This window comes from Streptomyces mirabilis (assembly GCF_018310535.1).
Lineage (GTDB): Bacteria > Actinomycetota > Actinomycetes > Streptomycetales > Streptomycetaceae > Streptomyces.
The window spans coordinates 2,865,832-2,878,496 of record NZ_CP074102.1; the positions used below are offsets into that span (position 1 = coordinate 2,865,832).

A 12,665-nucleotide genomic window follows, 5' to 3' on the forward strand; every position below is an offset into this window, starting at 1 on the left:
GACTCACCGTCCCCGCCAGGTTCTACGCTGGTGGACGCTGCCAATGGAGGCATGCCGCTGTCTGCCGAGTGAGGAATGGGCTAGTGCCTGAGTTCGCGTACACCGATCTGCTCCCCCAGGGAGAGGACACCACCCCGTACCGGCTGGTGACCTCCGAGGGTGTCTCCACCTTCAAGGCCGACGGGCGCACGTTCCTCAAGGTCGAGCCGGAGGCGCTGCGCAAGCTCGCCGCGGAGGCCATCCACGACATTCAGCACTATCTGCGGCCCGCGCACCTGGCGCAGCTGCGGCGCATCATCGACGACCCCGAGGCGTCCGGCAACGACAAGTTCGTCGCCCTGGACCTGCTGAAGAACGCGAACATCGCGGCCGCCGGCGTGCTGCCCATGTGCCAGGACACCGGCACCGCGATCGTCATGGGCAAGCGCGGACAGAACGTGCTCACCGAGGGCGGCGACGAGGAGGCCCTCTCGCGCGGCATCTACGACGCGTACACCAAGCTGAACCTGCGCTACTCGCAGATGGCTCCGCTCACCATGTGGGAGGAGAAGAACACCGGGTCCAACCTTCCGGCGCAGATCGAGCTGTACGCGACCGACGGCGGCGCCTACAAGTTCCTGTTCATGGCCAAGGGCGGCGGTTCGGCGAACAAGAGCTTCCTGTACCAGGAGACGAAGGCCGTTCTGAACGAGGCCTCCATGATGAAGTTCCTGGAGGAGAAGATCCGTTCACTGGGCACGGCCGCCTGCCCGCCGTACCACCTGGCGATCGTGGTCGGCGGCACGAGCGCCGAGTACGCCCTGAAGACAGCGAAGTACGCCTCCGCGCACTACCTGGACGAGATTCCGGCCGAGGGCTCGGAGCTCGGGCACGGCTTCCGGGACAAGGACCTGGAGCAGAAGGTCTTCGAGCTGACCCAGAAGATCGGCATCGGCGCGCAGTTCGGCGGCAAGTACTTCTGTCACGACGTGCGCGTGGTGCGTCTGCCGCGGCACGGCGCGTCCTGCCCCGTCGCGATCGCGGTGTCCTGCTCCGCCGACCGCCAGGCCGTCGCGAAGATCACCGCCGAGGGCGTGTTCCTGGAGCAGCTGGAGACCGACCCCGCGCGCTTCCTGCCGGAGACCACGGACGAGCACCTGGACTCCGCCGGGGACGACGTCGTCCGGATCGATCTGAACCAGCCGATGGACGGCATCCTGGCCGAGCTGACGAAGTACCCGGTCAAGACCCGGCTCTCGCTCTCCGGCCCGCTCGTCGTGGCGCGCGACATCGCGCACGCCAAGATCAAGGAGCGGCTGGACGCGGGCGAGGAGATGCCGCAGTACCTGAAGGACCACCCGGTGTACTACGCCGGTCCGGCCAAGACCCCCGAGGGTTACGCGTCGGGTTCGTTCGGCCCCACCACCGCCGGCCGCATGGACTCCTATGTGGAGCAGTTCCAGGCCGCGGGCGGCTCCAAGGTGATGCTCGCGAAGGGCAACCGTTCCGCGCAGGTCACAGGCGCCTGCGACGCGCACGGCGGCTTCTACCTCGGCTCCATCGGCGGCCCCGCCGCGCGGCTCGCCCAGGACTGCATCAAGAAGGTCGAGGTCGTCGAGTACGAGGAGCTCGGCATGGAGGCCGTCTGGAAGATCGAGGTCGAGGACTTCCCGGCGTTCATCGTCGTCGACGACAAGGGCAACGACTTCTTCAAGGACCCGGCACCCTCCCCGACGTTCACGTCGATCCCGGTGCGGGGGCCTGGGCTGGCGTAGCGTCCCGGGACGCCAGAGGCGGCTGTTCGCTGCCTGGACGTGTCCCGCCACGCCCCGATGCTGTCCCACTTCGTCCCAGGAACGAGTGGGACAGCATTTTTGTGAGCTATGCCGGAAACCCTCCGTGATGACCGGATCGCAGCCTGTGGTCCGCAGGTCATCTCGGAGGGAAATCCCATGATTGGTCGCACTTTGCGCAACGGCCTGGTGGCCGCGATCGCGGCTGTCGCCGTCTTCCCGGTGACAGCCGTCGCCTCCGCCGCCCCGGCCGCTCCACACGTTCCCGCCCGGGGCGCCGCGTCCTCGCCGGTCGCGTCGTCGAGCTGGTACCCGGCGTCTTCGCAGTCCTCGATCCCCGGCCTCCAGCGCGCCTCGCACGCCCTGTCACTGGCCCCGAGGTACCACCACAAGCACTACGTGATCACCCACACGCACCACCACGCCCGGCACGTCCTGGGCCGGGTGACCACCCGCCACACGCGTCTGAACGTCCGGTCCGGTCCGGGCACCGGCTACCGGGTCGTCGGCTCGCGTCGGGCCGGCCGCGTGGTGACTCTCGTCTGCAAGAGGAACGGTTCCTCCGTCATGGGCAACTCGCGCTGGTACAAGCTCGCCCACGGCCGGGGCTACGTCTCCGCCCACTACGTCCGCAACAGCCGCGCCGTCCGCTGGTGCTGACGACCGCCCCGCCGCTCGCCTCCTGAGTTCCGGCGCCGGCCGGCGGGGCGAGATCCGCCCCGCCGGCCCGGTAGGACAAGTCGATCAGCCGACGACCCCACTCCCCTGACGAAACAGCAGGTCAACTCCCCTTCATATTCGGTTCGCATTCGGGCGATCGGGGTGTGCCCGGGGGCCGTGCGAGGGAACACATCAGGGCGGTCACCCCGGCAGGGCGAGGGAGCGAGAGGAAGAGCCACGTGAGGGTCAAGAGACAGCCGCTGCCCGACTCGTTGGACGAGACAGAACACAGCAACGCAGTACGTACAAAAACAGAACATATCAACACGGGGCACATCGACACGGAAAGCATCGGCACGGAAAGCATCGGCACGGAGGACATCGACGAGGAGCAGCTGCTGATGGAGCGGCTCCGGTGCCTCAAGCAGCGGACGGGCCTGAGTCTGGCCGCGCTGGCCTCCGTCACCCCGTTCAGCAAGTCGACCTGGCACCGCTATCTGAGCGGCGATCAGTTTCCGCCGCGCTCGGCGGTCGAGTCGCTCGGCCGTCTGGCGGACACCGACCCGGGTCCTCTTCTCTCCCTGTGGGACGCCGCGTCCCGGGCCCAGTCAAGGGCGGCGACCCCGCCCCTGGGGGCCCCGGTCCCACAGGCCGCGGTTCCGGACGCGCCGGTTCGGGGCCGGCGCGTCCGGGGGGCCGACCGGGCCGTCATCGCCCTTGCGGCGATGGCGGCCACGGTGGTGGTCACCGCGGGCGCCGCCGACGTCCTCGACCCCGACCAGCCCGCGGCCCCCACGAGCGCCTCCTGCCGGGGCCGTGACTGCCAGGGGCAGTTCCCGACCTCCGAGGCCTGCGGCCGTGACGCTCGTACGGAGAGCACCGTCACGCGCGCCGGGCAGGTCGTGCTGCTGCGTTTCTCCCCCTCGTGCGCGACGGTCTGGTCGGAGGTCCGCACCAGGACCGGCGGGGCGCGGGAGATCTCGATCAGATCCGACCAGGACGAGCTGTCCGCCGCCTACCGGGGCGACCCCTCGGACGGCTACAGCAGCCCGATGCTGGCCGCGTCGAGCCCGCGCGGGGCGGAGGCCTGCGCCAAGGTCGGCGGGACGTCGGCGTGCACCGGCCCGCTCGGCGGCTCACGGAGCTGACTCCCCGGGAGAAACGGGAGCCGCCTTGCCGGGAACACGGGGCACGTCCGCGATGCTGTCCCCACTGGAGGTGATCGTCGATGGCCGACGAACAGGCAGCCCCGTACCGGATCGAGCACGACTCCATGGGTGAGGTCAGGGTGCCCGCGGACGCGAAGTGGCGGGCCCAGACCCAGCGGGCGGTGGAGAACTTCCCCGTCTCGGGTCAGCGTCTGGAGCGCGCGCACATCGAGGCGCTGGCGCTGATCAAGGGCGCGGCCGCCAAGGTCAACGCGAAGCTGGGGGTGGTCGACAAGGACGTGGCCGAGGCCATCCAGGAGGCGGCGGGCGAGGTCGCCGAGGGGCGCTGGGACGCGCACTTCCCGGTGGACGTCTTCCAGACGGGTTCCGGAACGTCCTCCAACATGAACACCAACGAGGTCATCGCCACGCTCGCGACCGAGCGGCTCGGCAGGGACGTACACCCCAATGACCATGTGAACGCCTCGCAGTCGTCGAACGACGTGTTCCCGTCCTCGATCCACATCGCGGCCACCGCCGCCGTCACGCGGGATCTCGTTCCGGCCCTGGAACACCTCGCCGCCGCCCTGGAGCGGAAGGCCGAGGAGTTCGCGGACGTCGTGAAGTCGGGGCGTACGCATCTCATGGACGCCACGCCGGTGACGCTCGGGCAGGAGTTCGGGGGGTACGCGGCGCAGGTGCGGTACGGCGTCGAGCGCCTCCGGGCCTCGCTGCCCCGGCTCGCCGAACTGCCGCTGGGCGGGACCGCCGTGGGCACCGGGATCAACACGCCGCCCGGATTCTCCGCGGCCGTCATCGCGGAGGTGGCTCGGGCCACCGGGCTGCCGCTCACCGAGGCCCGTGACCACTTCGAGGCGCAGGGCGCGCGGGACGGGATCGTCGAGACGAGCGGGCAGCTTCGGACCATCGCGGTCGGGCTGACGAAGATCGCCAACGATCTGCGGTGGATGGCGTCCGGTCCGCGCACCGGGCTGGCCGAGATCAGCCTGCCCGACCTCCAGCCCGGCTCCTCGATCATGCCCGGCAAGGTGAATCCGGTCATTCCCGAGGCGGTACTGATGGTCGCGGCCCAGGTGATGGGCAACGACGCGACGGTCGCCGTCGCCGGGGCCGCCGGCAACTTCGAGCTGAACGTCATGCTTCCGGTCATCGCGAAGAACGTCCTGGAGTCCGTCCGGCTCCTCACCAACGTCTCGCGCCTGCTCGCCGACCGCACCGTCGACGGGATCGTCGCCCACCGCGAACGGGCCCGCGAGTACGCCGAGTCCTCGCCGTCGGTCGTGACACCGCTCAACAAGTACATCGGCTACGAGGAGGCCGCCAAGGTGGCCAAGAAGGCGCTGGCGGAACGCAGGACGATCCGCCAGGTCGTCCTGGAGTCCGGGTACGTGGAGCGCGGTGACCTCACCCTGGAACAGCTGGACGAGGCGCTCGATGTCCTGAGGATGACGCATCCGTAAACGGCGTTCACCCCCCGGATGACCTTGGAAGCCATTGGATGACGCCTTCGTTACGTCATTCGCTCCATGGCGCGAACCGTGACGCGCACCGCAGCGTCGTATGCCTGTGGCACCTAATATCTGGTCATGGCAGAGGGTGGAGCGGTGAGGCGAGTGGCGGCGGGCGGGTCGACGGTGTACTGGGCCCCCGGGAGTCACATTCTGTGGCGGTACCGGGAGAACGCCGGTGAGCAGTTCCACATCTGCCGCCCCGTGACCGTCGTACGGGACGACGAGGAACTGCTCGCGGTGTGGATGGCGCCCGGCACGGAGTGTGTGAAGCCCGTGCTCGCCGACGGTACACCGGTGCACGGAGAACCGCTGGAGTCCCGCTACACCAAGGCGCGAACGGTGCAGCGGGGCCGCTGGTTCGGCAACGGAGTGCTGAAGCTGGCGAGGCCCGGCGAGCCCTGGTCGGTGTGGCTGTTCTGGGAACCGGGCTGGCGGTTCAAGAACTGGTACGTGAACCTGGAGGCGCCGCTCGCCCGTTGGGAGGGCGGGGTCGACTCCGAGGATCACTTCCTGGACATCTCCGTGCACCCGGACCGCAGTTGGCACTGGCTCGACGAAGACGAGTTCGCACAGGCGCAACAGGCCGGATTGATGGATACTCAACTGGCCGCACAGGTAAGAGAGGCAGGGCACTGCGCGGTGGAGGTGATCCGTGCCTGGGGCGCGCCGTTCTCGGACGGCTGGCAGCACTGGCGCCCGGATCCCGCCTGGCCGGTTCCTTCCCTGCCGGATGACTGGGACCGTACGCCCGCGCACGTGTCCTCATGAGACCCTTGATGCGCCCCCGTGGTACAACCGTAGGATCGTCCTCCGCAAGGGCGCACAGCAGCAACTCCCGCAGCATGCGCTGGGCTTGACCATACGTCACCGAGGGGCGGCAGGACGTGAGCGAGGGGTACGAGGGCCACGGCGGTACGGTCGGCGGACGGCCCACCGGGCCGCACAGGGCGTTCGGCCCGACGACGGCGTTCACGTCGGCGACGGGCAGGCCCCGTCCTGACGACGCGCAGATTCCGTTCCCGGGACACACATTCCGGGTATCGGGGCTGCGGGACGAACTGCACGCACGGCGCGCAGCCCCGGACGGATGGATTCGACACGCGTGACGGAGCACCCCACCTCGCACGAGCGCCGCCAGAGCGGCGCCGGCCGGCCCTCCACCCCCGCGGACCCCCGCGGGGCGCTCCTCCATACCCCGGAGCCGCTGCGCGCGCCCGGCGCATTACCCGCACAACCCGCCCGCACCGGCGACGCCCCCACCGGTTCCGCTCCGAGCACGCCCTGCGGCCAGCACGGATCGTCCGCCACGCAGGCGTCGGCGAGTACCGACACGCCGTCGCCTTCGGGCACCGGCGCGTCCACGCCGCCGCCCGCCTCCCCCGGGCCCGAGCACTCCCAGCCCTCGGCCAGCGAGCCCGACGCGCACCGCCCGCGCCCGGCTCCCGAGGGCATCCCGGCCCAGCCGGGCATGGATGGGGACCGGCCGTCCGGGAACTCCACGGGCACGGACCGGCGTACCGGACAGGGGCTGCCGCACGCGGGCCCGATGCCGATGCGGCGTGACGGGGACCGGCTGCGCTTCGTGGGCGCGGCGACCCGGCGGATCGCCCGCGGCATCGACCTGGACGAGATCGTCATGGGTCTGTGCCGGGCCACCGTGCCGACCTTCTCGGACGCGATCCTCGTCTATCTGCGCGACCCGCTGCCGGTCGGCGACGAGCGGCCCACCGGGCCCCTCGTACTGCGGCTGCGGCGCACCGACCGGATCCCCGAGGAACGGGACACCGAGAACGGCTTCATGCCCGCGCTGCGGCCCGAGCCGAACGAACTTTCGGCGATGACGGCCGAGCTGTGCGAGGTGCGCCCCGGCGGCGCCCTCGCCGAGGTGCTGCGCGGCGTGCGCCCGGTCTTCGCGGACGCGCCCGCCGCCCGGGCCGCGCTGCCCGAGCTGCTCGGCGACGAGCTGATCGTGCCCACCGGCCAGCGCGCGATCCTCGCCCCGCTGCGCGGGCGGCGCCGGGTGATCGGCGCGGCGCTGTTCGTGCGCCGCCCCGAGCGGATGGCGTTCGAGACCGACGATCTGCTGGTCGCGGCCCAGCTCGCCACGCACAGCGCGCTCGGCATCGACAAAGCGGTGCTGTACGGCCGCGAGGCGTACATCGCCGACGAGCTGCAGCGCACCATGCTGCCCGAGACACTGCCGCGCCCCACCGGAGTGCGGCTGGCCTCGCGCTATCTGCCGGCCGCGGAGACCGCGCGGGTGGGCGGCGACTGGTACGACGCGATCCCGCTGCCGGGCAGCCGCGTCGCCCTCGTCGTCGGTGACGTCATGGGCCACTCCATGACCTCGGCCGCGATCATGGGCCAGCTGCGCACCACCGCGCAGACCCTCGCCGGGCTCGACCTGCCCCCGCAGGAGGTGCTGCACCACCTGGACGAGCAGGCCCAGCGCCTGGGCACCGACCGCATGGCGACCTGTCTGTACGCCGTCTACGACCCGGTCGCGCACCGGATCACCATCGCCAACGCGGGCCATCCGCCGCCGGTGCTGCTGCACCTGGGCGGCCGGGCCGAGGTGCTGCGGGTGCCGCCGGGCGCCCCCATCGGCGTAGGAGGAGTGGATTTCGAGGCGGTCGAGCTGGACGCGCCCGCCGGGGCGACGCTCCTGCTGTACACGGACGGCCTGGTCGAGTCGCGCCTGAGGGACGTGTGGACCGGCATAGAGCAGCTGCGCGAGAAGCTCGCCGCCACCGCGCAGCTCACCGGCCCGGACCATCCGCCGCCGCTGGAAGCGCTCTGCGACGAGGTGCTGGACATGCTCGGTCCGGGTGACCGGGACGACGACATCGCGCTGCTCGCCGCCCGCTTCGACGGGATCGCGCCGAGCGATGTGGCGTACTGGCACCTGGAGCCGGAGGACGCGGCCCCCGGCCGGGCCCGGCGCCTGGCCCGCCGGGCGCTGTCCCGCTGGGGCCTGGAGGACATGAGCGACTCCGTGGAGCTGCTGGTCAGCGAGGTCGTCACCAACGCCGTGCGCTATGCGTCACGCCCGGTCACCCTCCGTCTGCTGCGTACGGACGTGCTGCGCTGCGAGGTCGGCGACGACGTGCCGCAGCTGCCCAGGCTGCGGCAGGCGCGCGCCACGGACGAGGGCGGGCGTGGCCTCTATCTGGTCAACAAACTGGCCAGACGGTGGGGCGCCACGCGTCTGAGCACCGGAAAGGTGGTCTGGTTCGAGTTGAACCGGAGCTGAATGGACCGGGGGCGGAGGGGTACGCGATGCACCTCGCCCCACGGCGGCCCGGTTGCCGACATCCTGTCGGCAGAGTTGACTGCTGAGGTGAGCGAAGCGATCTGACGACTCTCTTCTTGACGGGAGGACGCTCGTGACGCAGGCACCCCAGAAGGCTCCGTACACCACGAACAACGTCGGCATTCCGGTGGAGAGCGACGAACACTCGCTGACCGTCGGTCGCGACGGCCCGATCCTGCTCCAGGACCACTACCTCATCGAGAAGATGGCCCAGTTCAACCGGGAGCGGGTCCCCGAGCGGGTGGTGCACGCCAAGGGCAGTGGCGCATACGGGTTCTTCGAAGTAACCAACGATGTCAGCCAGTTCACCAAGGCCGACCTTTTCCAGCCGGGCAAACGCACCGAGATGCTGGCCCGTTTCTCCACCGTGGCCGGCGAGCAGGGTTCGCCCGACACCTGGCGCGACCCGCGTGGCTTCGCGCTCAAGTTCTACACCGAGCAGGGCAACTACGACCTGGTGGGCAACAACACCCCGATCTTCTTCGTGCGCGACACGATCAAGTTCCAGGACTTCATCCGCTCGCAGAAGCGCCGCCCCGACAACGGGCTGCGCGACAACGACATGCAGTGGGACTTCTGGACGCTCTCGCCCGAGTCGGCGCACCAGGTGACCTATCTGATGGGCGACCGGGGCGTCCCGAAGACCTACCGCAACATGAACGGATACGGCTCCCACACCTACATGTGGATCAACGGCGCCGGTGAGCGGTTCTGGGTGAAGTACCACTTCAAGACCGACCAGGGCATCGACTTCCTCACCCAGGCGGAGGCCGACGAGCTGGCCGGTACAGACCCGGATCTGCACCGCATGGACCTCTACAAGGCGATCGAGTCCGGGAACGCGCCGACCTGGAGCCTGAAGGTCCAGATCATGCCGTTCGAGGACGCGGCGGACTACCGCTTCAACCCCTTCGACCTGACCAAGGTCTGGCCGCACGGCGACTACCCGCTGATCGACGTCGGCCGGATGACCCTCAACAAAAACCCCGAGGACTACTTCATCCACATTGAGCAGGCCGCCTTCGAGCCCTCGAACCTGGTCCCGGGCGTCGGTCCCTCACCGGACAAGATGCTGCTCGGCCGGCTGTTCTCCTACCCGGACACACACCGGTACCGGATCGGCCCGAACTACGCCCAGCTGCCACCGAACCGCCCGCACGCCCCGGTGAACTCGTACGCCAAGGACGGCCCGATGCGCTACGAGCCGTCGCTCGCGGCCCGCCCGTACGCGCCCAACTCCTACGGCGGCCCCGCTGCCGACTACGGGCAGTTCGGCGACCCGGCGAGCTGGGAGGCCACGGGCGAGCTGGTGCGCGAGGCGTACAAGCTGCACAGCGAGGACGACGACTGGGGCCAGCCGGGCACGATGGTCCGCCAGGTCCTCGACGACGCGGCCCGCGACCGCCTGGTCTCGAACGTCAGCGGCCACCTGAAGGCCGGCGTCTCCCGTCCGGTCCTGGACCGCGCCCTGCAGTACTGGCGCAACATCGACAAGGAACTGGGCGACCGGATCGCCCACAACGTCAACGGAGGCTGAACACTCCACAACGCACGACAAGGGCGCGAAGACCGGCCGTACCGGTCTTCGCGCCCTTGTCGGTCACTGCTGGTTGTTCGGGTTGAACGGGTCCTCTGGTGTGATCTCGTCCGTCGGGGTCCCCGTCGGAGTCGTCGGGGGTGTCGTCGCCGGGGTGGTCGGGGGCTCGGACGTCGGGGTCGGCGGCTCGCTGGTGGTGGGCGGCTCGCTCGTCGGCGGCTCGGTGGTCGGGGTCTGCGAGGGCGTGTCGCTCGGCGTCTCGCTGATCGTCGGTGTGGTGCTGGGCTCCATCGCCGCGCCCTGGGTGGTGTCCAGGTCGAACGTGGTGACGCTGCCCATCGCGTTGAAGGTGTACGCCGCCCATATCTGGGCCGGGAAGCCACCGCCGTTGACGCGGCCGCCGCCCGCGGCGCCCTTCAGGGAGACCTGCGTACCCTGCTTGACCACCTTGCCACCGGTGTCCTTGCGGTCCTTGGGGACCTCTCCGAACAGACCGACCGAGGTGACCAGGTTCGGCGTGTACCCGGTGAACCAGGCCGACTTGTTGTTGTCGGACGTACCCGTCTTGCCCGCGACCTGCTGGTCGTTGCGGTCGACCGCCTGGGCCACCGAGACCTGGGCCGTACCGTCATTGACCACGCCGGTGAGTACCGAGGTGACCGTGTCGGCCGCCTGGGAGTTGATGACCTGGTCGCCGATCGGGTTCGGGAAGTCGACCGAACTGTCCTTGTGCTCGGCCGAGGCGACGACGGCCGGGGTGACCTTGCGGCCGTGGTTGTCGAGGGTCGCGTAGATGCCCGCCATCTCCAGCGGGCTCGCGCCCATCGTGCCGAGGGTCTGCGCGGGCACCGCCTGCATGCCCTTGGTGTCCATGCCGAGCTTGCCGGCGACCTTGAGGACCTCGTCCATTCCGACGTCGACGCCCATCTGCGCGAAGACGGAGTTGATGGACTTGTTCATCGCGGTCTGGACGGTGACGTCGCCGTAGTTCTGGTCGTCCTCGTTGGGCGGCGCGAAGCCGATGCTGCTGCCCTTGACGGAGCGACCGCTGGTGCCGTCGTAGACCGTGTCCGCCGTGATGTCCTGGCCGTCCTGCGTCTTGGCCTGCTCGTCCAGGGCCGCCGCGAAGATCAGCGGCTTGAAGGTGGAGGCGGGCTGGTAGTCGCGGCGGGTCGCGTTGTTCACGTAGTGCTTGAAGTAGTCCTCGCCGCCGTACATCGCCACGACCTTGCCGGTCTTGGGGTCGACGGACGCGGCACCGGCCTCGACGTCACCGTCGACCTTGCGCTTCTTGGCGTCCAGCTTGCCGGTGAGCTTCGTCTTGACGGCGACTTCCAGCTGCGTCTGCTTCTTCTTGTCGATGTTGAGCGTGATCGTCCAGCCGCCCGCGTCGACCAGCGCCTTGGCGTCGTCGTAGTTGGCGGCGGCGCCCTGGGTCACGAGCCGGTTGGCCAGCGCGCTGTTGGCCGCGTCCACCAGATAGCCGGTCTGGCCCTCCATGCCGGGCACACCCTTGGGGTCCTGCGGGACCGGGAACTTCATGGTCGCGCGCTTGGCGGCGGGCAGCCAGCCCTCCTCGACCATGTTGTCGAGGGTGTAGTTCCAGCGGGCCGTGACCAGCCGCTTACCGGTGGGCGTGGCGGCACCCCAGTCGTACTGGCTCGGGGCCTGGAGCAGCGAGGCGAGGTACGCGCCCTGCTCGACGGAGAGGCCGCTCGCGTCCTTGCCGTAGTACGCCTGGGCCGCCGCCTGGATGCCGTAGGAGTTGCGGCCGTAGTAGCTGGTGTTGATGTAGCCCGCGAGGATGTCGTCCTTGGACTGCTGACGGTCCAGCTTCAGCGAGATGACCAGTTCCTTCAGCTTGCGCGTGACGGTCTGGTCCTGGGTGAGGTAGTAGTTCTTGACGTACTGCTGGGTGATCGTCGAACCACCCTGCTTGCCCTTGCCGGACAGGGTGTTGATCAGACCGCGGGCCGTGCCCTTGAGGTCGACGCCGGCGTCCTTGTAGAAGGACTTGTTCTCCGCGGCGACGAAGGTCTTCTGGACGTCCTTGGGCACCTTGTCCAGGCCGACGATCTCGCGGTTGACCTTGCCGGTTCGGGCGAGCGTGCTGCCGTCGCTGTACTTGTAGATGTTGCTCTGCTGCGTGGCGGCCGCGTTGCCCTGGGGTATGGACACCACCATGTAGAGCACGATGAAGGCGCCCATGCCGAGCAGGCAGAAGCCCAGGAAGGTGCCGAGGATCGTCTTCCAGTTCACGAACCGGCGTATGCCGGTGCGGCGGGGCTTTCCTCCGGACGAGGGCATGGCCGCCGCGCGGCGGCCACCGTGCTGCCGCGCTCGTCTCTCTTCCGCTCGTCCCATGGCTGCGTCCGCTCCGCTCGCTCTCGTGTCGCGCTCTCTTGTACGCGTGTCCTGCCGCGTTCACTCACGCGCTCGGGTGTCGCGTTCGTGTTCGCGCGTCACGCAGGTTCGCCGCTGAGGTCAGCTCAGCAAACTAACACCACGCGCTATGACAAAGGGCTGTCGATCCGGTCTTTTGCGGACGTGACAATCAGCACGTACTACTCAGGACTTCGCATCCGCCCCATCTCAACCGACGACTTGGAGGGGTGGAAGGTTGCCCTGCCGGGTAAAGTGATATCACTTAGATAGGCCCATGGCCTTGGACGGGTGGGAGTCACACGGGCTTCCGCCGCACGA

8 protein-coding genes are annotated in these 12,665 nt (G+C 69.4%); 7 read left to right on the forward strand and 1 reads right to left on the reverse strand.

All coding sequences use genetic code 11. The features are described 5' to 3' along the window. Positions 1-83 precede the first annotated feature (83 nt). The 7 genes from SMIR_RS12450 to SMIR_RS12480 all read left to right on the forward strand — a co-directional run bounded on the left by SMIR_RS12450 (position 84) and on the right by SMIR_RS12480 (position 9,962). Entirely contained in the window at positions 84-1,754 is a 1,671-nt protein-coding gene (locus tag SMIR_RS12450) for a fumarate hydratase (protein WP_168495162.1), read from the forward strand. Between the two features lie 177 nt (positions 1,755-1,931). Next, positions 1,932-2,432, forward strand: coding sequence for an SH3 domain-containing protein (locus SMIR_RS12455; RefSeq protein ID WP_168495161.1), 501 nt, complete (start codon positions 1,932-1,934; stop codon positions 2,430-2,432). A 239-nt stretch (positions 2,433-2,671) separates the two neighbouring features. Continuing rightward, positions 2,672-3,580: a helix-turn-helix domain-containing protein gene (locus tag SMIR_RS12460; protein ID WP_212727004.1), complete on the forward strand. Its 909-nt coding sequence runs from the start codon at positions 2,672-2,674 to the stop codon at positions 3,578-3,580. Between the two features lie 80 nt (positions 3,581-3,660). Beyond that, a complete protein-coding gene (locus SMIR_RS12465) occupies positions 3,661-5,061 on the forward strand; it encodes a class II fumarate hydratase (protein WP_168495159.1) in 1,401 nt (466 codons plus the stop codon). 126 nt (positions 5,062-5,187) lie between these two features. Further along, a complete protein-coding gene (fomD, locus tag SMIR_RS12470; protein WP_211118800.1) occupies positions 5,188-5,880 on the forward strand; it encodes a cytidylyl-2-hydroxypropylphosphonate hydrolase in 693 nt (230 codons plus the stop codon). A 319-nt stretch (positions 5,881-6,199) separates the two neighbouring features. Beyond that, the gene (locus tag SMIR_RS12475) at positions 6,200-8,365 is read left to right on the forward strand and encodes an ATP-binding SpoIIE family protein phosphatase (protein ID WP_212727005.1); all 2,166 of its coding nucleotides are present in this window, start codon (positions 6,200-6,202) and stop codon (positions 8,363-8,365) included. 133 nt (positions 8,366-8,498) lie between these two features. Then, the gene (locus SMIR_RS12480) at positions 8,499-9,962 is read left to right on the forward strand and encodes a catalase (RefSeq protein ID WP_168495158.1); all 1,464 of its coding nucleotides are present in this window, start codon (positions 8,499-8,501) and stop codon (positions 9,960-9,962) included. A 63-nt stretch (positions 9,963-10,025) separates the two neighbouring features. Here SMIR_RS12480 and SMIR_RS12485 read toward each other — a convergent pair whose 3' ends face one another. Next, positions 10,026-12,326 carry a transglycosylase domain-containing protein gene (locus SMIR_RS12485; RefSeq protein WP_212727006.1) on the reverse strand — a complete coding sequence of 767 codons (2,301 nt, stop codon included), beginning with the start codon at positions 12,324-12,326 and terminating at the stop codon, positions 10,026-10,028. Positions 12,327-12,665 lie beyond the last annotated feature (339 nt).

Coding starts and splice junctions, on each gene's coding strand:
- SMIR_RS12455 (WP_168495161.1), top strand. CDS start 1,932: ATGATTGGTCGCACTTTGCGCAACGGCCTGGTGGCCGCGATCGCGGCT.
- SMIR_RS12465 (WP_168495159.1), top strand. CDS start 3,661: ATGGCCGACGAACAGGCAGCCCCGTACCGGATCGAGCACGACTCCATG.
- fomD (WP_211118800.1), top strand. CDS start 5,188: ATGGCAGAGGGTGGAGCGGTGAGGCGAGTGGCGGCGGGCGGGTCGACG.
- SMIR_RS12475 (WP_212727005.1), top strand. CDS start 6,200: ATGGATTCGACACGCGTGACGGAGCACCCCACCTCGCACGAGCGCCGC.
- SMIR_RS12485 (WP_212727006.1), bottom strand. CDS start 12,326: ATGGGACGAGCGGAAGAGAGACGAGCGCGGCAGCACGGTGGCCGCCGC.